General features: G+C 52.8%; 22 protein-coding genes. 14 read left to right on the forward strand and 8 right to left on the reverse strand.

The features are described from left to right. Positions 1-6 precede the first annotated feature (6 nt). The 4 genes from DarG to CCY01nite_RS01960 all read right to left on the reverse strand — a co-directional run bounded on the left by DarG (position 7) and on the right by CCY01nite_RS01960 (position 3,518). Positions 7-429, reverse strand: a complete 423-nt coding sequence (gene DarG / locus CCY01nite_RS01945) for a flexirubin biosynthesis protein DarG (RefSeq protein WP_146857615.1) — start codon at positions 427-429, stop codon at positions 7-9. 121 nt (positions 430-550) lie between these two features. After that, positions 551-1,687 carry a dialkylresorcinol biosynthesis protein DarB gene (gene darB, locus CCY01nite_RS01950; protein WP_146857616.1) on the reverse strand — a complete coding sequence of 379 codons (1,137 nt, stop codon included), beginning with the start codon at positions 1,685-1,687 and terminating at the stop codon, positions 551-553. Between the two features lie 124 nt (positions 1,688-1,811). Beyond that, complete coding sequence (locus tag CCY01nite_RS01955) at positions 1,812-2,747, reverse strand: dialkylrecorsinol condensing enzyme (protein ID WP_146857617.1); 936 nt, start codon at positions 2,745-2,747, stop codon at positions 1,812-1,814. A gap of 57 nt (positions 2,748-2,804) precedes the next feature. Further along, positions 2,805-3,518 carry a head GIN domain-containing protein gene (locus CCY01nite_RS01960; protein WP_146857618.1) on the reverse strand — a complete coding sequence of 238 codons (714 nt, stop codon included), beginning with the start codon at positions 3,516-3,518 and terminating at the stop codon, positions 2,805-2,807. Positions 3,519-3,608: 90 nt separating this feature from the next. On the opposite strand from CCY01nite_RS01960, the gene guaA reads away from it, so the two are divergent. The 11 genes from guaA to CCY01nite_RS02015 all read left to right on the forward strand — a co-directional run bounded on the left by guaA (position 3,609) and on the right by CCY01nite_RS02015 (position 19,266). Then, a complete protein-coding gene (gene guaA, locus CCY01nite_RS01965) occupies positions 3,609-5,147 on the forward strand; it encodes a glutamine-hydrolyzing GMP synthase (RefSeq protein ID WP_146857619.1) in 1,539 nt (512 codons plus the stop codon). A gap of 101 nt (positions 5,148-5,248) precedes the next feature. Continuing rightward, positions 5,249-6,577, forward strand: a complete 1,329-nt coding sequence (locus tag CCY01nite_RS01970) for an ABC transporter substrate-binding protein (RefSeq protein ID WP_186830850.1) — start codon at positions 5,249-5,251, stop codon at positions 6,575-6,577. Between the two features lie 70 nt (positions 6,578-6,647). Then, a complete protein-coding gene (locus CCY01nite_RS01975; protein ID WP_146857621.1) occupies positions 6,648-7,661 on the forward strand; it encodes a ligase-associated DNA damage response exonuclease in 1,014 nt (337 codons plus the stop codon). A 1-nt stretch (position 7,662) separates the two neighbouring features. Then, positions 7,663-9,255, forward strand: coding sequence for an ATP-dependent DNA ligase (locus CCY01nite_RS01980; protein ID WP_146857622.1), 1,593 nt, complete (start codon positions 7,663-7,665; stop codon positions 9,253-9,255). A 156-nt stretch (positions 9,256-9,411) separates the two neighbouring features. Beyond that, positions 9,412-10,011, forward strand: a complete 600-nt coding sequence (locus CCY01nite_RS01985; RefSeq protein WP_146857623.1) for an RNA polymerase sigma factor — start codon at positions 9,412-9,414, stop codon at positions 10,009-10,011. Positions 10,012-10,077: 66 nt separating this feature from the next. Further along, positions 10,078-11,097, forward strand: coding sequence for a FecR family protein (locus tag CCY01nite_RS01990; RefSeq protein WP_146857624.1), 1,020 nt, complete (start codon positions 10,078-10,080; stop codon positions 11,095-11,097). A gap of 11 nt (positions 11,098-11,108) precedes the next feature. Further along, a complete protein-coding gene (locus CCY01nite_RS01995) occupies positions 11,109-14,096 on the forward strand; it encodes a TonB-dependent receptor (RefSeq protein ID WP_186830851.1) in 2,988 nt (995 codons plus the stop codon). Between the two features lie 13 nt (positions 14,097-14,109). Beyond that, complete coding sequence (locus CCY01nite_RS02000; protein ID WP_146857626.1) at positions 14,110-15,444, forward strand: DUF4876 domain-containing protein; 1,335 nt, start codon at positions 14,110-14,112, stop codon at positions 15,442-15,444. Positions 15,445-15,449: 5 nt separating this feature from the next. Beyond that, positions 15,450-17,006 (forward strand): DUF6850 family outer membrane beta-barrel protein, encoded by a 1,557-nt coding sequence (locus CCY01nite_RS02005; protein WP_146857627.1) that lies wholly within the window; start codon positions 15,450-15,452, stop codon positions 17,004-17,006. Between the two features lie 40 nt (positions 17,007-17,046). Beyond that, positions 17,047-18,156, forward strand: coding sequence for a cytochrome-c peroxidase (locus CCY01nite_RS02010; protein WP_146857628.1), 1,110 nt, complete (start codon positions 17,047-17,049; stop codon positions 18,154-18,156). A gap of 294 nt (positions 18,157-18,450) precedes the next feature. Continuing rightward, positions 18,451-19,266 carry a sulfite exporter TauE/SafE family protein gene (locus CCY01nite_RS02015; RefSeq protein ID WP_146857629.1) on the forward strand — a complete coding sequence of 272 codons (816 nt, stop codon included), beginning with the start codon at positions 18,451-18,453 and terminating at the stop codon, positions 19,264-19,266. Positions 19,267-19,271: 5 nt separating this feature from the next. Here CCY01nite_RS02015 and CCY01nite_RS02020 read toward each other — a convergent pair whose 3' ends face one another. Further along, on the reverse strand, positions 19,272-20,594 hold the full coding sequence (locus CCY01nite_RS02020) for an NCS2 family permease (RefSeq protein ID WP_146857630.1): 1,323 nt from the start codon (positions 20,592-20,594) through the stop codon (positions 19,272-19,274). A 53-nt stretch (positions 20,595-20,647) separates the two neighbouring features. Here CCY01nite_RS02020 and CCY01nite_RS02025 point away from each other — a divergent pair, with 53 nt between their 5' ends. Both CCY01nite_RS02025 and pdeM read left to right on the forward strand, forming a co-directional pair. Then, on the forward strand, positions 20,648-23,089 hold the full coding sequence (locus CCY01nite_RS02025) for a ligase-associated DNA damage response DEXH box helicase (RefSeq protein WP_146857631.1): 2,442 nt from the start codon (positions 20,648-20,650) through the stop codon (positions 23,087-23,089). 85 nt (positions 23,090-23,174) lie between these two features. After that, positions 23,175-23,825: a ligase-associated DNA damage response endonuclease PdeM gene (gene pdeM / locus CCY01nite_RS02030; protein WP_246129826.1), complete on the forward strand. Its 651-nt coding sequence runs from the start codon at positions 23,175-23,177 to the stop codon at positions 23,823-23,825. 8 nt (positions 23,826-23,833) lie between these two features. Here pdeM and CCY01nite_RS27065 read toward each other — a convergent pair whose 3' ends face one another. From CCY01nite_RS27065 to CCY01nite_RS02045, 3 genes are all read right to left on the reverse strand, one after another. Beyond that, positions 23,834-24,133 carry a HepT-like ribonuclease domain-containing protein gene (locus CCY01nite_RS27065; RefSeq protein WP_222614352.1) on the reverse strand — a complete coding sequence of 100 codons (300 nt, stop codon included), beginning with the start codon at positions 24,131-24,133 and terminating at the stop codon, positions 23,834-23,836. 33 nt (positions 24,134-24,166) lie between these two features. Next, positions 24,167-24,424, reverse strand: a complete 258-nt coding sequence (locus CCY01nite_RS02040) for a nucleotidyltransferase family protein (protein WP_246129827.1) — start codon at positions 24,422-24,424, stop codon at positions 24,167-24,169. Positions 24,425-24,608: 184 nt separating this feature from the next. Further along, positions 24,609-25,364, reverse strand: a complete 756-nt coding sequence (locus CCY01nite_RS02045; protein ID WP_146857634.1) for an XRE family transcriptional regulator — start codon at positions 25,362-25,364, stop codon at positions 24,609-24,611. Between the two features lie 111 nt (positions 25,365-25,475). Between CCY01nite_RS02045 and CCY01nite_RS02050 the strand changes: the two genes are divergently transcribed. Further along, positions 25,476-25,937 carry a hypothetical protein gene (locus CCY01nite_RS02050; RefSeq protein ID WP_146857635.1) on the forward strand — a complete coding sequence of 154 codons (462 nt, stop codon included), beginning with the start codon at positions 25,476-25,478 and terminating at the stop codon, positions 25,935-25,937. Positions 25,938-25,951: the final 14 nt, after the last annotated feature.

Below are 25,951 nucleotides of genomic sequence, written 5' to 3' on the forward strand. Positions count from 1 at the left end.
GAATATTTACAGGGGTCGCTGAAATGGTAACAGCTCGCCCTTTTGCAGTACGTCCGCGCTGATGGCAAAGATGCCGGCGTAACGTTCTATCAAATTGCGTTTCATTTTCCGGAAAACGTCCGGTTGCATGTGGCGTTTCACCTGCCACTGGAATTTCCCCACCTTTCTTGCCAGCAAAGGCAGGTCCAGCAACGTTCTTTCCATGTAATAGGCAATGGGGCTAAGCTCGCCGGCGAGCACTTTGTCCCGCGTTTCCTGCACGCGCAGCTCCACTTCTTCCCATGCCTGGCCCAGCGCCACATTCTCCGGTTCCCAACCGACGCTGGTAACGGGGGTGTATTCGCCGGACTGGTCCACTGCGTAAAAGAGCTGTTTGAAAGTGCCGTGGTGCATGTTGTCACCATCCTGTGGTACTTCGTCTTTTTTCATCTGGGCGTGTTTTACTTTACATTCATCCGCTGATGGCTGTTTTGAAAAACAATCAAATGCAGCAAAAAACCGGGTTGACCACCTCGTTTCTGCTGCATTCGATAATATTATGACGGCCGTTTCAGACAACCGTGATATGCGCGTAAGCATATGAGAAGCGCGCGCTTTCCGGCACCATCATCACGATCGTGTCCCCTTTTTTCAGCTTGCCTTCGTTCAACAACTCTTCGAGCATGAAGTACGGAGAGGCGGTACCCACATTTCCCACACGGGTAAGGTTGGTGAACCATTTTTCCTGCGGGATGTGCACGCCGAGCCTTGCGATCTCTTCGTCGATCCGGAAACGGAAATATTCGGAAGAAAGATGCGGCAGGAACCAGGTGAGCTTGCTGATATCGATGTTGTATTTATCCACCAGGTCTTTCCACATCTGCGCGCCGGAGGGAACGATGTTCTTGCCGAGCAGGCGGGTGTCCTGCTTGAAGGAGAACACGCTGTTGGCGGCCCATTCTTCCGGCGTCATATCGGTCCATCCTTTTGTAGAGCCATCGCCGTTCTTAACGGCGCCGGCATACATGCAGGTATCGAGGTTATTGGCGTAAGATGCGATCTCTACCCAGTCCACCCGCAGCGACAAACCTTCTTCATTCGGCTTGTCTTCGAACAGGGCCGCGCTGGCGCCGTCTGACAGCATCCATCTTAAAAAGTCTTTTTCAAAAGCGATGATGGGATTTTCCGCGAGATTTTTGAGGTTTTCTGTTTCCGGTTCGAACTTCTGCGCGAGCATCCAGGCGGAAAATTTCTCCGATCCGGTGCTGACCGCGTTGGCGGTATTACCGCATTTAACGGACATGAAAGCATATTTGAATGCCTGCATACCGGCTGCGCACGCGCCTGTGGCGGCGATCAGCTCAACGGGCTGGCATTTCAGGATGCCGTGCACCATGGCCGCATGGTTGGGCAGCAGCTGGTCAGGCGAAGTGGTGCCGCAGGCGAGCAGTTGTAAACGGTTGATCGGAAATTTATCATCGAACAGGTTACGCACGGCCTCCGCGGTCATTTCGGCATTGGTGTGCGTGCTTTTTCCTTCCTTATCTAAAGCATAGTAGCGCGTCTTGATCTTATTATTCCCAAGGATCATTGTTCTTGCCCTCGAAGGTTTCCCGTCCACCATCCCGAGGATGCTTTCCATATCATCATTCTCAACCGGCTCGTTCGGCAAAAATTTGGAGAGCCTCGTAATATATACTTCTTTCATCAGTGATTGTTTCTCTTTCAATGGTCTGATGGAACTATCGTTTCATCAGATATTATTTCTCTTTCAAAGTCTGATGGAACTACGTTTCATCAGATGCGGCCTAAAGATAATTATGAATTGTTAATTACGAATGAATTGATTCCCGTAGCTGAACTCCTTTATAATACGTCACGTCCTGTTCCAGCTGTTTCCGGGAGAACAGCAGCTGCAGCCAGGAGGCGATGGTGGTAAACGGTGTCAGCAGCGGTATCGCCGCCAGCAGCACGATGCGGTACATCGTCACCCGTCCCTTCCGGCGTTCGTCTCCGGGGCCGCCTTTGGCGCTGATGAACCTGGCCCAGAAACGGAACGGCCCGCGGCCGCGGTTCTCCAGTACAATGAGGCCCGGCTTTAATTCAACGGAATCGAGCGCCAGTAATTGTTCATGCAGCCGGTCAAATTGCTGCTGTTCCAGCGCCTGCAGGATCGGCGCGGCAAAACGGCCGCTTTCCAGGATCTCCTTTTCCTGCACGCCGGCGGGCGGAAATATGAAAAAGGCGTCTTTCTTTCCTTTGCCGGTCCACCGCAGAATAGTGATGAGCGACACCAGGTTGGGGCTTTTGTCCACCAGCACAATATTGCCCACGAGGTGAGCGCCGATGCCGGCGAGGTATTTTTTGGTTTTTTCCTGGGCGTTCAGCCACATGTTCCGGCATCCCAGCAAGGTGATGACCGGCTTGCCTTTCAGCAGGCGCGCGGCCTCGGGGCTTTGCAGGAAAGCGGCTACCGGTTGGGAAGGGGAAAGGAACCAGGGCTGGTAGGCCATGATCACCAGGTCGAAATGCTCTTCGGGGTTTACTTTCAGGGGCTGGATGCCGCGGGGTTTGCCCAAGACCGTCTCCGGCATGGCATCAAAAAACTCCTGTTTGGACCACGGAAAAGGGAAAGGCTGTACAGGAACGATCTCCTCGTATGTGATGACAGCATTGCCCTGAACGGGCGCCAGCACATGGTCAATGATCCTCCGCAACTGCCCGGTTTGGGTGAAATACACCACCAAGATCTTCTTTTGTTGGCTCATAACAGTTATAGAAACTCCAAAAAAACCGTAAACATACAAAAGTTTTTCAATTTGTAGCTAGAGCTTGCGCACGCTGCCGGAACCGACCTTATTCAGCTGGATCGCCGGTTCTCCCTTATAAGCCACACCACCGGAGCCAATAATATTGGCTTTGATGTTCCGGCTGGCATAGATCCTTACATCACCGCTGCCGGCGATGTTTACGCTTGCATTTTCCGCCAGCAGCTCCTCCGCCCGGCAATTCCCGCTGCCGGCCAGGTCAATGTCCACATCGCGGGTCTCTCCCTTTAAAGTAACATTCCCGGAGCCGGACAGATCGATCTCCACTTCCGGCGCGTTCACCGCTCCGGTGATATTGCCGCTGCCGGACAGATCAACATGCATCGCGTTGGGGGAGGTAAAAACCCCCTGCAGCTCAACGTTCCCGGAACCGGACAAATCGATCTCCTCCAGGTCGTTAGTGGAAAGAAACACCTTCACCGGTTGATGACTGCGGATATTGGTATTCCTTTTGAACCGCACCACCAGCTCATCCCCCTGCAGTTCCAGCTCAATATAAGGCAGCAGGTTGTCTTCCGCCTCGATCTTCGCTGCTGACGCCGCCGCTTTGGTAATAATAACATTCATGGAGCCTTCAACAGACACCTGGGAGAAAGCGCCCACGGGCCTTTCCTCCTGAATTACGTTCCCGCTGCCACTAACAGTGTCGCAAGCGGTAAAAGCCGGGGTTACCAGCAGGGATAACAGAAAATACTTCAATTGCGCCTTCATATAGTTGGGTTTTACAGTTGAAAAATACAAAGAATTCCCGACCTGCGGCGGATTTTGGATATACACCCAAAACCCTATCTTTGCACCACCATGACAGAAAAGATATTGATCCTCGATTTCGGTTCCCAGTACACGCAATTAATTGCACGCTGCATCCGGGAACTGAATGTTTATTGTGAAATACAACCTTGCCTGAAACCTGTAGTCTGGGAAGACAGCATCAAAGGAATCATCCTCTCCGGCTCCCCCTTCTCCGTGAACGATCCGCAGGCGCCGGTCGTAGATATCGCCGCGATGGCGGAAAAAGTACCCGTGCTCGGCGTTTGCTACGGCGCACAGCTGATGGCAAAGGTATTTGGCGGCGAAGTGGCCAAAAGCAGCCACCGCGAATACGGCCGGGCTTTCATGGAGCACCAGGACAAAGAAGAACCTTTACTTTACGATATTTCTCCCAAGAGCCAGGTGTGGATGAGCCATGCGGACACGATCGTGCGGCTGCCCGAATCTTTCATCCCCATCGCCACCACCGAAAATATTCCCGTAGCGGCCTTCAAAAGCCATACGCTCGCCAAAAATCCCCTGTTCGCCCTTCAGTTCCATCCTGAAGTGACGCACTCCCTGGAAGGCAAGCAGATCCTGCGGAACTTCCTCGTGCATATCTGCGGCATGCAGCAGGACTGGACGCCCGCGGCCTTTGTGCAGGAAACCGTGGCCCGCATCAAACAGCAGGTAGGCGATAAAAAAGTGGTGATGGCCCTTAGCGGCGGCGTGGATTCCACCGTGGCCGCAGAGCTGATCCACAAGGCGATCGGTCCGAATCTTTACTGCGTGTTCGTGGATAACGGGCTGTTGCGGAAAGACGAGTTTGAAACCGTGCTGGACTCTTACAAACATATGGGCCTGAACGTGAAAGGCGTCAATGCAAAAGACCTTTTCTACGGCCAGCTGAACGGTGTGAAAGATCCCGAAGAAAAACGCAAGATCATCGGCCGCCTCTTCATTGAAGTATTCCAGCAGGAAGCCGTGCAGCTGAAAGATATTGCTTTCCTCGGCCAGGGCACCATTTACCCGGACGTGATCGAATCCGTTTCGGTCAATGGCCCCTCCGCCACCATCAAATCCCACCACAACGTAGGCGGCCTGCCGGAGAAAATGAACATGAGCCTGGTAGAGCCTTTGCGCTTCCTCTTTAAAGACGAGGTGCGCCGCGTGGGCAAAGAGATCGGCATCAGCGACATTTTCCTCGCCCGCCATCCCTTCCCCGGTCCCGGCCTGGCGATCCGCATCCTTGGCGACATCACCGCGGAAAAAGTGGAAATGCTCCAGGAAGCTGACGCCATCTATATAGAAGGACTGAAAGAAGCCGGCCTCTACAACCAGGTATGGCAGGCGGGCACCATCCTGCTACCGGTACAAAGCGTAGGCGTCATGGGCGATGAAAGGACGTACGAGTTCTGCGTAGCCCTCCGCGCCGTTACTTCCACAGACGGCATGACGGCAGACTGGGCGCATCTTCCCTACGAATTCCTTGCAAAGATTTCCAACGACATCATCAATAAAGTAAAAGGCATCAACCGCGTGGTGTACGACATCAGCTCGAAACCGCCTGCTACAATTGAGTGGGAATAAATTAATTACAAATTATCAATAACGAATTACGAATGAATGTGAAGGCATTCGTAATTCGTTATTCGTTTACATGGAATGATTTTTGCAATTACAGGCACCATATGATCCGATCAAAAACATTTGTCCGGTTAACACTTGCCCTCACCGGCATACTGCTTCTGCAGGCCTGCGGAATTTTCCGTCCGGCACCGGCAAAAACAGACGGCCCTCCGCCGGAACTGAGCAAACCGAAACCCGAAGAAAAGAAACCGGAAGAACCGAAGAAACCTGAAGCCAAAGTGCCGTTCAACGTACCCGCTTTCGCGAAAGAAGTAAAACGCAGCACCTATAACGTTGCCGTATTTGCGCCACTGTACCTTGATTCCGTATTTGCCACCTCGCTGGACATTCCCGGCCGCACCATGCCGCGCTACGTATTGCCCGGCCTGGAATTTTACGAAGGCGTACAGCTCGCCCTGGATTCTCTCGAAAAGCAGGGCGTTCAGCTGAATGTGCAGGTATTCGATAATAAAGCGCGGGGGAATGACGTGCCTACCGTGATCCGCAACCGCCAGCTCGATGCAACGGACCTCATCATCGGCGCCGTAAGCACGCCCGAGCTGAAGCCGCTCAGCGACTTTGCAAGAGAAAAGCAGATCAACCTGGTATCCGCTACTTTTCCGAACGACGGCGGCATCTCCGAAAACCCTTTCCTGCTGATCAGCAACAGCACCCTCCGCTCGCACGTGGAAGCCATCCAGGATTATGTGCAGAAAGGATTTGCCAACAAGAACATACTCGTTATCCGCAGAGGCTCTTCATTTGAAGCCAGCATCGCCGGCAATATCAAGGCCGCCTACGAGCGGATGCAGTACGATAAAAAGAGCCGCATCCGTGAAGTGGTATGGAGCGACGCCACTACAGACGCCCAGCTCACGCAATACCTGCTGGCGGACCGCCCGAACATCTGCATCATCACCGCGCTGGACGAAGCAGGCGCCAAGAGCATCCTGCGCAAGCTCGCCATGCACAAGACCACCTATCCGCTGCATGTTTTCGGCATGCCCACCTGGGACGTGATGAAATTCAAGGAGCCCGAATTTGAAGGTCTTACCCTGTATTATTCATCGCCTTACTACAACGACAAAACAGACGTATTCAGCAGGTACATCAGCGAATACTTCAAACGTGTATACAAATCACGCCCCTCGGATATGGCTTTCAAAGGCTTTGAGCAGACCTGGTACTTCATCAAGCTGCTGACGCAGGACGGCGTATATTTCAATAAAGACCTCAACAAGCCCGGTAACCGCGTGTACACTTCCTTCAACTTTCAGCCCGTTTACCTGGATGAAGAAAAAGACGAAGTGCCGGCCTACTTTGAGAATAAAAATATTTACATCATCCAGAAAGGCGACAGCGCAGACTACAGGATGAACACAAACCTGTAGCCGGATGAAATGATCTTGCGAAAGGGCGTACCTGTGCCGGGTACGCCCTTTTGTCTTAACTTCAGTATCCATGGAACCTGTTCTCACCTTTACGGACAAAGGCATTTACTGCGCCGCCGGAGATTTTTACATCGATCCCTGGAAACCCGTTCCCCGCGCAGTGATCACGCATGCACATTCAGATCATGCCCGCCCCGGCAACCAGCACTACCTTTGCACGAAAGACAGTGTGCCGGTGCTGCAACTGCGGCTGGGACAGGATATCAGCGTGCAGGGACTGGCCTATGGAGAGCAGATCTATATCAACGGCGCCACCGTATCTTTTCATCCCGCGGGCCACATGATCGGCTCCGCGCAGGTGAAGGTCACCGTAAACGGGCAGACCTGGGTAGCCAGCGGCGATTATAAAACGGAGAACGACGGCATCTCCGGCGCTTTTGAACCGGTAAAATGCCATGTGTTCATCACCGAATCCACCTTCGGACTGCCGATCTACCACTGGAAACCGCAGAGCGCCATGCTCGGCGATATACGGTCGTGGATACACGAAAACCAGCAGGCCGGCAAGAACAGCGTGCTGGTGGCTTACAGCCTGGGCAAAGCGCAGCGCCTGCTCTACAACCTGCAGCATGCCGTACCGAAATTCCTCGTGCACGGCGCCATTTTCAACGCGCATGAAATGCTGCGAAGCCAGGGCTGGCCCTTGCCGCCGGTAGAGCTGATCACGCCGCAAACACCCAAAGAAGATTTTAAGAACAGCCTGATCATTGCGCCGCCTTCCGCCACCGGCTCCAGCTGGATGCGCCGCTTCCTGCCTTATGCACTGGGCATTTGCAGCGGGTGGATGCAGGTCCGTGGCAACGCGCGGAGGCAGAATGCGGATGCGGGCTTTGCCATATCCGATCACGCGGACTGGCCGGGGCTTTTGCAAACCATCAAAGCCACCGGCGCGGAGAAAGTATTTGCCACACACGGTTTCAGCAGCGTGCTGGCACGGTACCTGCAGGAAAATGGACTGGAAGCCGAAGAAGTGAAGACCGCATTTGGTGCGGAAGAAGATGACACACCCGTTATAGCCGAGTAATATGCAGCATTTCTCACAACTCGTATTCACGCTGGCGCAAAGCACGAAGACCAACGAAAAGCTGGACGCGCTCAGCCGTTACTTCGCCACTGCCGATGAAAAGGACAAACCCTGGGTGCTCGCCCTCTTCTCCGGCCGCAGACCGAAGCGGATCGTCAACTCCACGCTGATGAAACAGTGGTGCATGGAAGTAAGCGGTCTACCCGAATGGCTGTTCTCCGAATGCTATCACACTGTTGGCGATCTCGGTGAAACCATTGCGCTGCTGCTGCCGCCACCTAACACCACTACCGCGCCCAAACCCCTGCATTACTGGCTGGACCGCTTTCTGCAGCTGGAAAAAGCCTCCGAGGCCGAGAAATCCGCCTTCATCCGCAACGCCTGGGACCAGCTGCAGCATACCGAGCGCTTTGTTTTCAACAAGCTCATCACCGGCGGCTTCCGCATCGGCGTATCGCAAAGCATGATCGTGAACGCGCTGGCACGAACGTACAACATCGCCCCCGCCATCATCTCCCATATGATCAGCGGCAACTGGGACCCGCAACAGACCACGCTGTCCGAACTGCTGAACGAAGAAGCCCGCAATACGGACGACTCCCGGCCTTACCCTTTCTTCCTCGCCTACGCACTGGAAAGCCCGCGGGGGGAACTGGGCGAGCCGGACGAATGGCAGGCCGAATGGAAATGGGACGGCATCCGCGGGCAACTGATCCGCCGCAACGGCCAGCTCTTCATCTGGTCACGCGGAGAAGAGCTGATCACGGAGAAATTCCCGGAACTCACTGCCCTCCTGTCTTTCCTCCCGGACGGCGTGGCCATCGACGGGGAAATACTCACCTACGACCAGGAAAACGACCGCCCGTTGCCGTTCCAGGCCCTGCAAACACGCATCGGAAGAAAGAACGTGACGAGGAAACAATTGCAGGAAGCGCCCGTTGCCTTTCTCAGCTACGATCTGCTGGAATATGAAGGCGAAGATATCCGCGCGCTGCCATTGCAGGACCGCCGCGCCTTGCTGGAAAAGCTCGTAGCCGCGGTGCATCAGCCCGCACTGAAAATATCGCCGGTAGTGGCTTACAGCGACTGGCCGCAGCTCGCCGCCCTCCGCGAGCAGTCCCGCAACAACGGCAGCGAGGGCCTGATGCTGAAAAGACGCAGCTCCGCCTATCTCGTCGGCCGAAAGAGAGGCGACTGGTGGAAGTGGAAGATCGATCCGTTCACGGTGGATGCGGTGATGATATACGCCCAGAAAGGCCATGGGCGCCGCTCCAACCTGTACACCGATTATACCTTCGCCGTATGGAACGGCGATCAGCTGGTGCCCTTTGCCAAAGCCTATTCCGGGCTTACGGACAAAGAGATCGCGGAAGTGGACAACTGGGTAAAACGCAATTCGATCGAGAAATTCGGCCCAGTGCGGACGGTGAAGCCGGAGCTGGTGTTCGAGATCGCTTTTGAAGGCATCGCTGCGTCTAACCGCCATAAATCCGGTATTGCCCTGCGTTTTCCGCGTATTCACCGCTGGCGGAAAGACAAGCCGGTGGAGGAGATCAATACGCTGGACGATCTCAGGCAGTTGCTGCGGGTCTGATGCCATTACTCCGATCGGGAAATCCTCCCAAACGCCCAAACCCGCTACTGTCTTAACATTCCTAATTTCCCACCCTGCAAAAAATTCCGCATTTCGTAAATCTCCTGGTACAGCAGATTGTAATTTTGCCTTTCATTAAAGATCAAGTGTAATAATATGACCAACCTTGATGTCAGGCAATTGTGGACAGGTTTGTTACAGGGAGATGAAAGCTTGTTTTACAGGTTGTATGACACACTCTACACAGGAGTCCTAGCCTATGGTCTGAAATTCTCTCCGGACCGCGAACTTGTAAAAGACGCTATTAACCAGACATTCCTGTACCTGTGGCAGAAACGCGCTTCGCTGCCGGATGCACAAAGTCCGCAAGCATACATTCTTACCGCTTTCAAAAGACGGCTCATCAGCATGCTCGAAAGCCGGCAAGGAATCCCCTCTTCATCCGGATGGCCCGAAACCTGGAACGAGCCCGCAGAAACGTCGCATGAGCAAGTGCTTGTGCACCAGGATGATACTTACCGGTTACAGGAAACCGTATCCGCCGCTATTGCGTCGCTCCCGCCGCGGAAACAGCAACTGATCCGCCTGAAATACCTGGAAGGTCTCAGCTACCGGGAAATTGCCGTGCGCACCCGCCTGAGCGAGCGCACGATCTATAATAAACTGCATGAAGCCGTCAAAACGCTGAGAACGCAGCTGGCGGACACTGACACTCCCTATCCTTCCGTATTGACGGCACAATTGGCCCTTCGCTAAAAAAATTTCCCTTTTGAAGGGTAAAAGTTGACCCGCGCCCCCCTCTTCCTATAAAAGCCCTCTTGCATGCAGCAACCTGTTACCATCGAATACCTGGTAAGCGATGAAACTTTTATAGCCTTCTGCCTTGGAACAGATCCGGATGCCATTGCGTACTGGACACAAAAAGAGCAGCAGCATCCGCAACATTATGCAGTATACCGGGAAGCCCGGGAACTCGTAATGGCCCTGCATGCGTACAGTCAGGCCAAAGAAATAGAAGAAGAAGCATCCAAACTGAAAGCATTGCTGCATGGGCCGGACGAAGCCGTTATGGCCGCCGATGCTATACCTGACGACCGGCGCATACAATGGCGGGTACCCGTTGCCGCCGCTATTGTACTGCTGGCGGGCATCTACTGTTTTCTGCTGCTGCGCAGGCCCGCAGTTACCTTAATAATGGTGCAGACCAGCGCCGGAGAAACGAAGCAGATCAGCCTGCCGGACGGTTCTTCCATATGGCTGAATGCGGAAAGCCGCCTGCAATACCCGAAGCCATTCGGGCAAAAGCGCGAGGTCGCACTCCTGGAAGGGGAAGCTTATTTCGATGTGATGCATGATGCGGAAAGACCTTTCCTGGTTACAACCCCTTCAGGCATGCGAGTGCTGGACATCGGAACGGCATTTAACGTAAAAAGCTACACGGCATTGGAGGAAGAAAGCGTGGGTGTCGTAACCGGGGAAGTATTACTAAGCCATCCGGGGCATCCCGGGAAAAGCCGTCTGAAGGCAGGAGAAGGCGGTATCGTTGATAAACGCTCCGGTACACTCAGGCTCGCGCATTATTCGGGCGAAGCCGCAGGATGGATGAACGGCAATATTGTGCTGAACGATGTCAGCTTCCGTGAATTACAGCTGGTGCTCCGGAATACCTTTAAAATACAATTACTGTTCAGCGACACCGCCATGGCGGATTGCAGGATCACCACCTCCTTCCGCCGCAATGAAAAAATAACGGACATATTACGCACTTTAAAAATAGTATACGGCATCTCTTATACCACCCGCGGAGATACGATCCGCCTGAAGGGCACGCCCTGTACATGAAACTCATAGGAATGAATAAAGGGATCATCATATTTTGCTGGTGCCTTGGTTGTTTAATGACAGCCGGAGCGGAAAGTCATGCCCGGCAGTCGCAGGACAGACGGTATGACATCAACATCAAGGCCGGTACGCTGGAAGAAGCGCTCCGCCAGATCAGCAGCATCACCAGGCTGAGCCTGACCTACAATCCGAACGACGCCCGGCAGATACGGATAAAAGCGATGGTTGCCCGGCAGGAAAGCATTCAGCTGATCCTTGGCAGATTATTGAATGGCACCGGTTATACCTTCCTGGTAAACGGCCCGCAGGTGCTGGTATATAAAGAAAGAACACATCACGCCAATCCGCCCGTCGTTAAAAAAACGGCGGAGCCAATCCTGCTGACGGGAAAAGTGGTGGATGAAAAAGAGCAACCACTGGAATTTGCATCCGTAAAGATCAGGGAAACCGGGAGCCTGCTGACAACCGGCAGCGAAGGTGTTTTTCAGCTGGAGATACCCGAACATCTTCCGGTGATACGCATTACCGTGACATACGTAGGCAAACGCACCATAGAAAAAGTGATCGAACGAAAAGAATACAGCCGGCCGCAACTATTCCGGATGCAAGACCTCAGCCTTTCCCTCGAAGGCGTGCAGGTAACCGGTGTACAGAAAGCATTACAATCCAACTCCTCCATCGTATTCGACCGTGAAGCCATCGAACAGTCGCAGGCATTCAGCATGGCCGACATTCTGAACAACCTGCCCGGCAAAGAGATCAAGGCGCCCAATCTGCACCAGGTACAAACCCTTACGCTGCGTACAAGCGCTGACGCCGCCGCGGGAATGAACAACTCCCTCGGCACAGCATTCATCGTAGATGACATTCTGCTCTCCAACAACGCCAACATGCAAACGAAAAGCATTGGAAAATACGGCAGAACCCCAATCTCCCAGGCCGGCATCGGCAGCTTTGACGTTCCGTTTACCGGGCTGGACCTTCGGGATATTCCGGTGAATAATATTGAAAGGATAGAAGTCATATCCGGCATTGCCTCCGCGCAATACGGCGATATCACCAACGGCGCCGTGATCATCGACCGGCAGGCAGGCAAAAACGCTTTGCAATTGGGAATCGGCATCAGCGGATATTCTACCCAGTATTCACTTTCGAAAGGTCTGGCGCTCGGCAAAAAACTGGGCGCATTAAACCTCTCGGCAAACTATCTCAAAAGCAACCAGAATCCGACAACCAACCTGCAAACTTACGGCCGCATGAACCTGGGGTTGATGTGGACAGACCACTTCGGTAAAAACATCAAGAATACGGTATCTGTCGATTACAGCTTTCGCAATGACGATATCAGGGTAGATCCCGAAGACAACAGAGAAAAGAAAACATACATCAAAAGCCGGAACATCCGCATTTCAAACCGTACCGCTTTTACCATTCATCATGATTACCTGAAACGGATCAGCCTCAGCATGGGATACAGCAGCGGCAGCCAGGAATCCTACACGCAATACGCCTTCAACAGCGATCCGAAGCCAGTGGCGGACAAAGACACCACCGGCATCTATGAAGGTTATTATATTCCCGGCATCTACACCTCGATAGATCATATCATGGGCAAACCGGAGAACTTCAACGGAAACCTTGTTATCAATGGCGAGGTCACCACCGGACAGATCCTGCATCAGCTAAGCACAGGCGCCAATCTCTACATCTCCAATAACGGCGGAAAGGGAGTGATCGTAAACCCCGACGCGCCCCGTTTCGCCAACCAGAACTTCCAGAACGAGCGCCCTTACAGCTTCAACCTGATGCCGGCCATTATCAACAGCGGGTTCTTCCTGCAGGATAATTTTGAATCGACGGTGGCGGGACGCACATTGACGACGAACGCCGGATTGCGGTATGATGTGCAGAATGGACAGGGCACCCTGCAACCTCGTCTGAATATGGGCTATCGCCTTAACAAAGCCTGGCAGCTGACATTTGGATATGGCCTTGCCACCAAAGCGCCTACCATGGCCTACCGTTATCCCGGCCCCATTTATTTCGACCTCCCTTTGCTGGAAGTATATAACGCCGATCCCGCCAGGCGCGTTTTCCTGGTATATACCGAAAAACTCCTGCCGGACAACAGCTCGCTCAAGCCAATGAGATCCAGCCAGCTGGAAGGCGGTGTGAAATACAATGGCGGCTGGTTTAACAGCTCCCTGTTCGCGTACTACAAACGCAACCGCAACGGCTTCTCCACCACAGAACAGTTTAAAACATTCCAGCTGCCGGTATACGACTACAAGATCGAAAACGATCAACTCGTTTACTGGCAGACGGATAGCGTGGCTACTAAGTTAAGCGCGGCCCTGCGTTATAACAGGGTCACGAACGGCACGTCCAGTAATGACATCGGTGTGGAATGGTTCATCAATACGCAACAGGTAAAATCGATCCGCACCAGCTTTTCGATGGTGACCAGCTTCAGCTTCAGCGATTTCACCAATAATTTTCAACGGCTCAAATTTGCGGATGCAGACCTTCAGTCACTGCACAACGTGATGTACGGCGTTTACCCGGTTACGCAGTATAAATACTGGTCTCTCTCCAGCAAGTTCAATACCACCACGCATATTCCCAAACTGGGCTTTATTGTAAACATCGCTACGGACGTATTCTTCACACGGCAGCGGAAAAGCAGGAATGGCAGTCAGATGCCGTTGGGATATGCCGATCTGCAAAGCAATTACTATGCGTTCGGCCCGCATTCGGACGCAGATCCCGTATACCTGGCATTAGGCGCGTACGACACGGAAGATGCCGATGGATCGGACCCTTTTTATCTGAATTTCCATTTACAGGTAGCCAAAGAGATCAGGAAGAAGATCCGGTTCTCCGTGCGCGCCTATAACATATTCAACTTACGCAGCCGGGTATATAATCCGGCCACAGATGCTGTAAGATCATTAAGAGAACCGGTTAGCGTTTCCGGAGAAATATCATTCAAATTCTAAAAATCAAAAGTATATGAAAAAAAATATCTGCCTGGTATTGGCAGGGCTGTTGGGACTGCTGGCAGCCTGTAGCAAAAAAGACGACGGCCTGAGGCCGGTATCCATCACCGTTAAGCTCGCTCCGGCGGCTGAAATGGGAGCCATCGACATTCCTTATAAAGGAGCCGTGATCACCATTTCAAACCTCACCACCGGTCAATCATATAAAGACAGCCTGGCTGTGGAAACAGACCAGGTTACTTTCGCCAGCGTAGTGCCCGGCAGCTATGACGTAGCGGTACGTCTGAACGTGTCCGCCGCCGATTACGAAGCCGTCACCGGCATCAAGGCCGATGGGTCCGTATTCTTTTCCGGTGCCGCCAACGCACAGTCTGCCGTTGCGGAACAGAACACCATCAATGTAAGCCTCCGCACCGGTAGCGGAGAAGGCAGCTGGGTCATCAAACAGATTTATTACGCCGGTTCAGACACCAAAGATGGCGCCCTCTTCCGCGACCAGTTCATTGAATTGTACAATAATTCTGCGGACGTATTGTATGCGGACAGCCTGTACATCTGCCAGGTGGAAGGCGTTAATACAGCGATGGAAAAGATCGATATGAGCAAGCCATACTATCTGCCAACAGGTCAGTGGGACTGGACGAAAGCACCCGGCATGGCGGACGCTAATGCCAATACGGACTATATCTATGCAGGCGCCCTCTTCCGCATTCCCGGAACCGGCAATACCTACCCGGTACAGCCCGGTGAAAGCATTATCATTGCCGCTACAGCGATCAACCATAAAGTGCCCTACGTTGGCACCAACGGTACAACATATTCTGTACGCAACCCTGACCTGACCGTAGACCTGAGCGGTGCTGATTTTGACGTGTACATGGGCGACCAGCCCGGCGTAAACCCGCTCGGAACAGACCTGAAAACAGACAAAACACACCTGACCGTTATCCTGAATTCGAGCCGCGACCTGGTGCTGGATAACCCCGGCCGGGAAGGCTTGCTGATCTTCAAGTCCAACGCAGATATTACCACCTGGAAATCGTTCAAATCACCGGACAACCTGGCTTCCGGAAAGCTCAGGGTGCAAATGCCGAAAAGCGCCATGAATATTTTTGATATCGTGGAAATGCAGCCGACGGAGCAGACCAAACGTGTTCCGAAAAGGATCTCCCTGGACCAGGACGCCGGCTTTGCTTATGTAACCGACGGCTCCTATTCATCACAGTCGCTGCTTCGCAAAACACAGAAAAAAGAAGATGGCAGAACCGTTTTGCAGGACACAAATAACTCATCTGTAGATTTTGTGACCATCACGGCAGACCCTTCCGGAAATGCTTTTGTGCAATAATGAAGATGACCAGACATTTTTTCAATATAAAGATCATGCTGGCAGGATCGCTGCTGATACTGTCTGCCACCGCTACGGCGCAGGTGCAGACGGTATCGGACAGCATCTGGCTGTTCCGTCCTGCGCAGGCGGACTATTGGCAAACCGTGGGTTCCGTAACCGGACTGGTGAGCTACCCCGTATCAAACACCGGCATGTTCTCGCTTGCCGGGCACCTGGAAGATGGCGGATTGCGGCAGGCCCAGGTTCCGCAGCAGCACAGGGACGTTACGTTTTCAACCACCGGCATACGTACCCTGCAACGGTTCAGGGTATATGGAAAGTTCACCTACCAGCGCAGCAGCCAGGATAGCCTCTCGTGGTCACTGATGGGCATGCCGGACCATACACGTCCTTTTTATTATGCAGCCGGCAAAGCGGGCAGTTTCGAGCGGCAGTTGTATGATATCAGCGGCCGTGTTGCCTATACGCTGAAAGAGAACCGCCTCTTTGTGGGATCAGGTGTGGAATACCTGTACAATACCGCTCACCGCTCTGAAGATCCGAGGCCCTCTGTAAAGAACTTTTCGCTGGTGCTGAAACCGGAGCTGTCCTGGCAAAAAGGGCGTCACGTTGCCGGCATTATGGCGCAGTGGGGATACGGTTATGAAAGCAACAGCATCAAATACATCAATTCCAGGTATCAGAACAACTATGACAGCTATCCCGAACGCCGGACCTGGCTGATGATGGGGATGGGATACATGCAGCCGCGGGCGAGTAACAGCCAGCAAATGGATGTACGGGTACGCATACTGGGTGGCGCCCTGCATCATGTATACAACGGAGTGGACTGGCAATGGAAAAACAGTCTTGCATGGGAACGCCGTAAAGACAAATATGGCAGTCCATCCTCCACCAGCGTCAGAGATCTTGAATGGGCTGCTTATACGCTGGACAATTACCGTTTGAATATCAGCGCAGCAAAAGGTCTGCAACATACGGTCCGCCTGGAAGCCATGCATAGTACCGGCAATGACTTCAACGTCTTCACCGGTTCGCCCCTGTTGCCGGCGCTCAATGCGCAGAATTACCGGTACCGGTTCAGCAGCGTATTGCTGGACTACGGAAAAACAGGCATAAAAGGCATCGGCTGGGGAACCACGTTGCAATGGCAACAGTCAGACCGGAAAGACTTTGTAACAGCCCATTCCCTGCGCTACACCCATCTCACACCAATGATCTTCGGTGAATTATACGGTGGTAAAAGCTTTTATCTGCAATTGAAAGGCGGCGTACGCTGGCCGATGTCCACATCGGTAAATATACTACCCACCCAACGAACCGCATTCTCAACGGAGGTGGTATACCGGGATTATTACTATTGGTCTTCCACCACAGGAATATTGCAGCTGAACGCGAATTACATCAACCGGAAAATAATTGCTAAAATGCCCGCGGGAGTGGGATTGAAAATAGCATATGACCGCCTGCTTCAGGAAGCGGAGAGAATGGTGACAGACGTGCCTGAAATAGGCCCGTACAGGATACAGGGCGAATTAAGTTTCAGTTTTTATCTTTAAAATGGTCTGATAAACGATAAGGAAGTATTAAATCACTACAATGAAAAGCATCTCGATTGTATTGTCCATGCTGTTGCTGATCGTGTTCATGTGCTCATTGAACCCGAAGCAGGACAGTTTAAGAGCATTGTACGAAAGACCCGTCAGCGAATGGCCGCGCCCCGTGATAGACAGCGGCGTGCAATGGAAAGAGCTGGAACCGCTGGAACCCGATACCAGCCTTGTTACGCAGTTAAAAGATCCCCAGGTCGATCTTGGGAGAATACTCTTCTTTGATCCGCGTCTTTCCGGTTCCAAACAAATATCCTGTAGCAGTTGCCACGATCCGGACCTGTCCTGGGGAGATGGCCGCCGCGTATCACTTGGCCATGATCATCTGCAAGGCTCCCGGAATACGCTGTCCCTCCTGAATGTAGCCATCCACAAGGAGTTTTTCTGGGACGGAAGGGCCGGTTCACTGGAAGCACAGGCACTCAGCCCCATTGGCGCGCATCACGAAATGAATATGCAACCGGAAGTGCTGCCCAAAACACTCCGGGAAATAACCGGTTATGCTCAACTATTCAAAGCAGCCTATGGCAATGACAGCATTAATATGGACCGCATACAGCGCGCGCTGGCAGCATTTGAAAGCACCATCCGCAGCCGCCGCAGCCGTTTCGATCTTTTCATGAACGGCAATTATAAACGGCTTTCCGATGAAGAAATACATGGCCTCCACCTTTTCCGCACAAAAGCGCGCTGCATGAACTGCCATAACGGCCAGTATATGACCGATAACCAGTTTCATAACATCGGTCTTACCTATTACAAAAGAAAATATGAAGACCTTGGCCGCTATCATATAACCGGCAACCCTGCGGATGTGGGCCGCTTCCGTACGCCCTCTCTGCGGGATGTAATGCTGACCCGCCCCTGGATGCATAATGGTCTATTTGATAATATCGATGGCGTCATTAATATTTATAACAGTGGCATGCAAATGATGAAACCCAAGCCGGGACAGGAAAAGGATTCCCTTTTTCCCCGTACGGACCCGCTCATGCAACCGCTTGACCTGACCCCTGAAGAGAAAAAGGCACTGGTGGCGTTCCTGCACGCCATCACCGGCGTGCCGTATAAAATGAGGAGGCCCACCCTTCCGGAGTAGAGGCGGAAAATACCGCCCCTGCTCCCTCCCCAAAAAAAGTGCTTTAGTCTACAATTTTGGTGGCGAAAAAATACCCTACCTTTATCCCGCTGGCAGAAAAACAGCCACCAAAACATCCTTAAATGCAGTAAAAGCAGTTAAGGAAAAGGAACCAATCATCACGCAAAACCAACATTAAAAAAAACGCAATTGTCCGCACCCCCGCGGCTTATTCCTTGCTGTGATAAGTATTTCTTCCTTTTTCCGTGCGCTGCATGAAGGATGCACTATTTCACGAAAATTGTTTGCAAGGACATGGACCTGCTGTCTGTATTATTATTAGTTGGACTCGGATTTTTTATCGGCACCTTCGGTACGCTGATCGGTGCCGGCGGAGGTTTTATTCTGATGCCGCTTTTGCTGCTGATGTATCCCGATATGCCGCCCGATGTCCTTACCAGTATCTCTCTTTCCGTCGTCTTTCTGAATGCAACATCAGGTTCCATTGCCTATGCCCGCAAGAAACGCATCGATTACCGCTCCGCGCTCATCTTTGCCGTTGCCACACTGCCCGGCGCCATCGCCGGCGCCATGATCACTACGGTGATGTCACGCCACGTTTTTAACATCATCCTCGGCGTATTGCTCATTGCCGTATCCGTTTTCCTCATGCTGAAGCCCCAACAGGGTGCTTATGCGGGGAAAGTGAACCGTGGCAAGTGTGTGGACAGGCACCTGGTGGAACGGACGGGCGAAGAGCACCGTTTTTCTTTCAACATCTGGACGGGCATCCTGATCAGTTTTCTTGTGGGATTTGTGAGCAGTCTTTTAGGCATTGGCGGCGGTATCATTCATGTGCCGGCGCTGATCAGCCTGCTGAATTTCCCGATCCACGTAGCTACGGCCACTTCGCACCTGATACTCGCTGTGATGGCGCTCGCCGGCACAGTGGTGCACATGATCCAGGGCAGCTTCTGGGAAGGCTGGCAAACGGCTGTTTCTATCGGCACGGGTGTGGTGATTGGTGCGCAGTTGGGCGCGGGACTGTCTTCCCGGGTAAAACCTAAAGGCATCATACTTGCACTGGCGGGGGCTTTGCTGATAGTAGGCGTACGGCTGATATTCGCCTGAGCAGGTTACTGCAATAAAAAACTCAATACAAATAACACCGCCAGTACGTACATCACCGGGCTGATCTTCCGGTACTGGCCGGTAAAAACCTTCAGTAATACATAGGAAAGCATGCCGAATACGATCCCTTCGGCAATGCTATACGTGTAAGGCATCATAACGATGGCCAGGAAAGCAGGCACCGCTTCGGTCGTATCTTCAAAATTTATCTTCGTGACCGCCCCCATCATCAGCATGCCCACAATGATCAGCGCGGGCGCTGTTGCCGCGGCGGGGATCATGGCGAACAGCGGCGCAAAGAACAAAGCCAGCAGGAACATTCCCGCCACCGTTACGGCCGTCAATCCCGTTCTTCCGCCGGACGCAATGCCGCTGGCGCTTTCCACATAAGCCGTTACCACGCTCGTGCCCAGCAATGCCCCGGCCGTAGTGCCCACCGCATCCGCAAACAAAGCCTGTTTGGCCCGCGGAATACGCCCCCGGCTGTCCAGCAGCCCGGCCTTGTTACAAAGCCCGATCAGCGTGCCTACCGTGTCGAAGAGATTTACCATCAGCAGTGTAAAGAGAATGACCACCATGTCCAGCGAAAATATTTTGCTGAATTCCAGTTGAAAAGCGATAGGTGATAAAGACGGCGGCAGGCTCACGAGCGAGCCGGAAGCCGGCCAGTGCGTAACACCCAGCAGCATGCCGGCCACTGTTGCTACCAGTATCCCGATCAGCAGGGCAGCGTTCACTTTCCGGTACATCAGCACGGCGCTGACGATCAGTCCGGTCAGCGCGATCAGCGGTCCGGCGCTGGTGATGTCCCCGATTTGCAGGATCACGCCGTCCAGCTTCCCTTCCCCCACATGCCGCATGCCCGTTTCAATGATGCCGGCATTCGCCATCCCGATCAATGCGATCAGCAGGCCGATACCCACTGAAATGGCGTGTTTGAGGTTTTCGGGGATGCTGTTGATGATCGCTTCGCGGATATGGAAAAGAGAAAGAAAGATAAAGATGATGCCTTCCAGGAAAACGGCCGTCAGCGCAAACTGCCAGCTGTAGCCCATTTGCAGCACGATGGTATAGGCGAAAAAAGCATTGAGCCCCATCCCCGGCGCGAGGCCGATGGGAAGCCTGGCATACAGCCCCATGACGAGGGTGCCAATGGCCGCGGCGAGCGCCGTTGCCGTGATGAGCGCGTTGAAATCCATGCCGGTGCGGGAAAGGATCATGGGGTTGACCACCAGGATGTAGGCCATGGTGGAAAAAGTGGTCAGGCCGGCCAGCAATTCCTTTTTGACGGTCGTACCGTGCTCGTGTAAACGAAAGAAATCTCGCATGAACAAAGGTTAAATTTTTTTATCGCTTCCCATCTTCCTAATTTCATATCCGCATGAAAAACACACCCGGATGGCAGGCGATAGAACAGTGGCTGGCGGCAAAGGAGCTGAAGCCGTTTGCTTTCCAGGAAGAAGCCTGGGAACATTACCTGTCAGGCCGCTCGGGCCTTGTAAACGCCCCTACGGGTTTTGGCAAGACCTTCTCCATGTTCCTCGGCGTGCTCATCCGCTGGATGAACGAACAGCCGGACTATCGCCACAAGACAAATAGCGGGCTGCAGCTGCTGTGGGTAACGCCCCTGCGCGCGCTCGCCAAAGATATCGGCAGGGCTATGGAAGAAGCCCTGCATGAACTGCACATTCCCTGGAAAGTGGGCATCCGCAGCGGGGACACGGCTACGCATATACGTGAACAGCAGAAAAAGCAAATGCCCGAAGTGCTCATCATCACCCCCGAATCCATTCACATCCTGCTGGCGCAAAAAGAATATCCGAAACGGTTTGCCGGTTTGCATACAGTGGTGGTGGATGAATGGCATGAGCTGCTTGGCAGCAAACGCGGTGTGCTGGTGGAACTCGGACTGAGCCGCCTGAGAGGTCTGCACGGCGAGCGGTTGCAGACCTGGGGGATCTCCGCCACCATCGGTAACCTGGAAGAAGCGCTGGAAGTGCTGATGGGGCAATCCGTCCATGAGAAGGCCATCGTCCGGGCAGAGGTGAAGAAAGAAATAGCCGTTCATTGCATCCTGCCGGATGAAATTGAAAAATATCCCTGGGCGGGACATATGGGCCTCAAGCTGCTGCATAAAGTGCTGCCCGTGATACAGAACAGCCGGACCACCCTGCTGTTCACCAATACCCGCGGCCAGTCGGAGATCTGGTACCAGCAGATACTCAAACAATGCCCCGAGCTGGCCGGCGCCATTGCATTGCATCACGGCTCTATTGACGCCGAGTTGCGGATATGGGTGGAAGAAGCGCTGCACACCGGCACCCTGAAGCTGGTCGTTTGTACCTCCAGCCTCGACCTGGGCGTGGATTTCCGTCCCGTTGACACCGTGATACAGGTAGGCAGTCCAAAAGGCGTAGCGCGGTTCCTGCAGCGGGCAGGCAGAAGCGGCCACCAGCCGGACGCGGTGAGCAACATCTGGTTCCTGCCCACACATTCCCTGGAACTGGTGGAAGCCGCCGCGCTGAAAGACGCCATGAAAATCAACTTCATTGAAAGCCGCATGCCCGTTGTGCTGGCCTTTGACGTGCTGCTGCAATATTTAATGACGCTTGGCGTATCCGACGGCTTCAATGCTGATGAAATATGGAAAGAGGTCACTTCCACTTTCTGTTACCGCGACCTGCTGCCGGAAGAGTGGCAGTGGATACTCGCTTTCCTCACTACGGGCGGAGAAGCGCTGCACAGCTATGACGAGTTCCGCAAGCTGCACCTCGTGGGAGATCAGTATCATTGCGTCAGCAAGCAACAGGCGCTGCGCCACCGCCTGCACATCGGCACCATCGTCAGCGATGCGATGCTCAAAGTGCGGTTCATGACCGGCGGGTTCATCGGGCTGATCGAAGAATATTTCATCTCGCGGCTGTCGCCGGGCGATACATTCAGCCTGAGCGGACAAAACCTCGAATACGTGATGATCAAGGATATGACGGTGATCGTGCGCAAGTCAAAATCCAGGAAAAGTATCGTGCCCAGCTGGAACGGCGGCCGCATGCCGCTCTCCGCCAACCTCGGTATGATGCTGCGCCGCAAGTTCCACGAAGCGATGTCCGGCGCCGCGCGGGAAGAAGAAGTGCTCATCCTGCAGCCGCTGTTCGAGCTGCAGCAGGCGCTTTCCCATATTCCGCTGGAAGACGAGCTGCTGATGGAACAGATCGAAACGAAAGACGGATATCATCTTTTTGTATATCCTTTTGAAGGACGGCTGGTGCACGAAGTGATGGCTACATTGCTGGCCTGGCGCATCAGCCAGCGCCACCCCATCTCCTTCTCCATCGCCATGAACGATTATGGATTCGAGCTGCTGTCCGACCAGCCCATTCCTGTAGATGACACCAATGCACAGGAACTTTTTTCCTCCGAAAAACTGACGGAAGACCTGCAGGCCAGCGTGAACGCCACGGAAATGGCGCGGCGGAAGTTCAGGGACATTGCGGTGATAGCGGGACTGATCTTCCAGGGCTTTCCGGGAAAACACAAGGCCAACCGGCATCTGCAATCTTCCGCTTCGCTGCTGTTCAATGTTTTTCATGACTACGATCCGCAGAACATCCTGCTGCGGCAGGCATTCAACGAAGCATTCTTTTACCAGATGGAAGAAGCGCGCCTCCGCGACACCATGGAACGCATTTACCGCAACAAGATCGTGATCACCTTCCCGCAGCGGCTGACGCCGTTCTGCTTCCCGATCAAGGTAGACAGCCTGCGGGAACAGCTGACCAGCGAAAAGCTGGAAGACCGTATCAAAAAAATGATCGTGTGGTGATCCCGCGGCTGCCTCCAAAAAATGAATTTCCTGCCCGCTTCAATTCCTGTAAATTTGCAAACATCATTGAAAACAGCATTGAATAGTGGAAGACATTTCATTTGAGTGGAGAGAACAGCACTGGCGGCTGTCTGCCGGGCGGGCGGTGTACTGGGAAGAAGAGCAGACATTGATCGTAGCGGACCTGCATGTGGGCAAGTCCGCGCACTTCCGGAAAGCCGGCATTGCGGTTCCGGCGAATATTGTGCAGGAAGATCTGTACCGTTTGCAGCAGCTGATCACAAAATATCATCCCACGCGGATCATTGTGGTGGGCGACATGTTCCATAGTTCCGCGAATAATGATGTAGTATATTTCAAACTGTGGCGGCAACAGTTTCCCCATATTCCTTTTTTGCTCATCACCGGCAATCACGATATTCTCGCCCCCGATCTGTACGACGAGCTGGACATCCGGTTGCAGGATACGTTAAGCCTGCGGAATATCTTTTTTGTGCATGATGCGGCGGATACGCCCTCAACCCTGGATAACCAGTACGTATTTTCAGGACACATTCATCCGGGGGTGCGCCTGGTGGGTTACGGAAAGCAAAGCCTGCGGCTGCCGTGTTTTTATTTTGGTCCGGATACGGCTGTGCTGCCGGCTTTCAGTCATTTTACAGGCACGTATTCCCTGGAACCGGAGCCATCTTCTGCGGTGTTCGTGATAGCGGAGAAGAAGGTGTTCCGGGTGTAGTGTTTCTGTTAATCGATTAAATTTCTCAGTTTCAGGATGAGATCTGGCAGGAAGGCATTCTTTATTTCCCAAACAATGGCATAGTCTATCCCAAAATAATCATGTACGATCCTGTTTCTGAAACCTCTTATCCGGTGCCAGTCTATATCAGGATGTTCCTCTTTAAATTCTTCCGGCAAACGGTTAGCGGCTTCACCAATGATCTCGAAGTTTCTGATGACCGCATCTATAACCATGCTATCCTTCACAAACTGATCGTACGACAGGTTCTTTGTATAAGACAGGATTTTGTTGCCGCTTTCAAGAATGTCCTCCCCTCCACAAGCAGCCGGGGTTGCCGTCTAGACATAGACTATTTCGGGTTCAATTTCCTTATAATATTTCTGCTTGATGCCGTTTTTGGAAACGAGATCAACCGGCCTTTTTATTTTTTTTTCGAGGTAATCCGCCAGGTCGATAAATTCAATACCAATGGGCTGACTAAAGTCTACAATGATATCTACATCACTGGAAGGCGAAAAATCATCCCGCACAACGGAGCCAAATAACCCGATCGAACTGATATGATATTTATCGATCAATTCGGGCTTCAGTTGCATAAGCACTTGCTTTATGGTCCTCAAATCCGTCATATTACAAATATAATCAAACATTTGAACGTGACAGACTCATTCTACAGATAAAAAAAGGTGCCGGGGGAGAAAAGCCCGGCACCAGGTTAATGGTTAACCCAGAGGGGAACGCACAATGGAGCTGTTCATTGCATATAATTGGGGAGGATGATCAATTTTTCATTTGTTTCTTCAGCAGGCTTACCTGTTCCTGCAACTGGTTGACCATACCGGCGAGGTGGTTAACGCTCATGCGGTGTTGCTGGCCCATTTTCTGGATCACCGCATCGGCCTGCCAGATCTCCAGCACTTCGTCCATATTAACAGGATACGGATCGTATTGCGGATTATCCGATACCAGCGTCACCTTGCTTTTGGAGCGGTTGCTTTTCAGTACACGTTTGTAAACGATGCCTTCGCGGTTGGTGACCACGATGTAGGCTTCATTGTTCCGGATGTCTTCCCATCCTTCTACTTTATGGCAAACCACTACGGAGCCGGATGGAGTGGGCAGCATGGAGTCCCCCGCGATCTCGAAGGCCCGGTAGCTGCCTGCGCCCAGCATGGGCAGCGTGAAAGTGTTCAGCTCTTCAATAAATTCATCGTCATTGAAGCCCGCCAGGTAACCGGCGGCGGCCTTTACCGGAACAAACACCACATTCTGCCGGTTATTGTTCCCCAGCTTTTGCTGACGGCGGCGCTCGAGGAAGCTCTCTTTCTGAGAGCTGAGGTCACGGCGCAGCAGATCATCGATCGATACGCGGAACATATCACTGACCTGTTCCAGTACTTCGGTGCGCGGTTCAGCCCGTTCTTCTTCATACGCTCCGAGTAACGAGCGTTTGATATTCAAACGGTCTGCAAATTCCTGCTGCGTCCAGCCCTTTTGCTTGCGCAGATATTTCAGATTACGGCAAACAGTAGACATCCCTAAATTATTTAGTACGACAATGCTAACAAAATTAGCAAATTATTTTCATAATAACCAAATATATCTTCTTCACAACGCTTATTTTTGCTCCGGACAAACTCAATTATTATGCAACATACTCTGGTGATCATCCATTCACTTGTAAGATGGCTGATCCTGCTATTCGGTATCTGGGCCGTTATTCGTGCATTCATCGGCGTTAGCGGCAAGTCCGCCTACGGCGCTTCGGACGCAAAAGCCGGGCTTTTCTTCATGATCTTCCTGGACATCCAGATGCTGCTGGGCATCCTTCTCCTGTTCGTGAGCTCGATGGTTAATTTCAGTGACATGGGAGTGACCATGAAAACACCCCATCTCCGCTTTTTTACGGTAGAGCACACGATCATGGCCATCATCGCCATTGCGCTGGTGCATATCGGCCGTGGTAAGATCAAGAAACTCACTGATGACGCCAAAAAGCACCGTACCGCACTGATATTTTTCGGCCTTGCGCTGATCGTTATCCTTGCCCTCATTCCCTGGCCGTTCCGGGAAGCACTAGGTCACAGAAGCTGGTTCCCACAGTTCTAAGCCATCCGGTATTC

It is taken from the genome of Chitinophaga cymbidii, assembly GCF_007992715.1.
GTDB lineage: Bacteria > Bacteroidota > Bacteroidia > Chitinophagales > Chitinophagaceae > Chitinophaga > Chitinophaga cymbidii.

What these genes read in the sequence shown, in the direction of transcription:
- CCY01nite_RS01990 (WP_146857624.1), top strand. Translation starts at nt 10,078, where the DNA reads ATGCAGCAACCTGTTACCATCGAATACCTGGTAAGCGATGAAACTTTT.
- CCY01nite_RS02045 (WP_146857634.1), bottom strand. Translation starts at nt 25,364, where the DNA reads ATGTCTACTGTTTGCCGTAATCTGAAATATCTGCGCAAGCAAAAGGGC.
- CCY01nite_RS02010 (WP_146857628.1), top strand. Translation starts at nt 17,047, where the DNA reads ATGAAAAGCATCTCGATTGTATTGTCCATGCTGTTGCTGATCGTGTTC.
- CCY01nite_RS01985 (WP_146857623.1), top strand. Translation starts at nt 9,412, where the DNA reads ATGACCAACCTTGATGTCAGGCAATTGTGGACAGGTTTGTTACAGGGA.
- CCY01nite_RS01955 (WP_146857617.1), bottom strand. Translation starts at nt 2,747, where the DNA reads ATGAGCCAACAAAAGAAGATCTTGGTGGTGTATTTCACCCAAACCGGG.
- guaA (WP_146857619.1), top strand. Translation starts at nt 3,609, where the DNA reads ATGACAGAAAAGATATTGATCCTCGATTTCGGTTCCCAGTACACGCAA.
- CCY01nite_RS01975 (WP_146857621.1), top strand. Translation starts at nt 6,648, where the DNA reads ATGGAACCTGTTCTCACCTTTACGGACAAAGGCATTTACTGCGCCGCC.
- darB (WP_146857616.1), bottom strand. Translation starts at nt 1,687, where the DNA reads ATGAAAGAAGTATATATTACGAGGCTCTCCAAATTTTTGCCGAACGAG.
- DarG (WP_146857615.1), bottom strand. Translation starts at nt 429, where the DNA reads ATGAAAAAAGACGAAGTACCACAGGATGGTGACAACATGCACCACGGC.
- CCY01nite_RS02005 (WP_146857627.1), top strand. Translation starts at nt 15,450, where the DNA reads ATGACCAGACATTTTTTCAATATAAAGATCATGCTGGCAGGATCGCTG.
- CCY01nite_RS01995 (WP_186830851.1), top strand. Translation starts at nt 11,109, where the DNA reads ATGAATAAAGGGATCATCATATTTTGCTGGTGCCTTGGTTGTTTAATG.
- CCY01nite_RS02025 (WP_146857631.1), top strand. Translation starts at nt 20,648, where the DNA reads ATGAAAAACACACCCGGATGGCAGGCGATAGAACAGTGGCTGGCGGCA.
- CCY01nite_RS01980 (WP_146857622.1), top strand. Translation starts at nt 7,663, where the DNA reads ATGCAGCATTTCTCACAACTCGTATTCACGCTGGCGCAAAGCACGAAG.
- CCY01nite_RS02040 (WP_246129827.1), bottom strand. Translation starts at nt 24,424, where the DNA reads ATGCAACTGAAGCCCGAATTGATCGATAAATATCATATCAGTTCGATC.
- CCY01nite_RS02050 (WP_146857635.1), top strand. Translation starts at nt 25,476, where the DNA reads ATGCAACATACTCTGGTGATCATCCATTCACTTGTAAGATGGCTGATC.
- CCY01nite_RS02015 (WP_146857629.1), top strand. Translation starts at nt 18,451, where the DNA reads ATGGACCTGCTGTCTGTATTATTATTAGTTGGACTCGGATTTTTTATC.
- CCY01nite_RS01970 (WP_186830850.1), top strand. Translation starts at nt 5,249, where the DNA reads ATGATCCGATCAAAAACATTTGTCCGGTTAACACTTGCCCTCACCGGC.
- CCY01nite_RS01960 (WP_146857618.1), bottom strand. Translation starts at nt 3,518, where the DNA reads ATGAAGGCGCAATTGAAGTATTTTCTGTTATCCCTGCTGGTAACCCCG.
- CCY01nite_RS02000 (WP_146857626.1), top strand. Translation starts at nt 14,110, where the DNA reads ATGAAAAAAAATATCTGCCTGGTATTGGCAGGGCTGTTGGGACTGCTG.
- CCY01nite_RS02020 (WP_146857630.1), bottom strand. Translation starts at nt 20,594, where the DNA reads ATGCGAGATTTCTTTCGTTTACACGAGCACGGTACGACCGTCAAAAAG.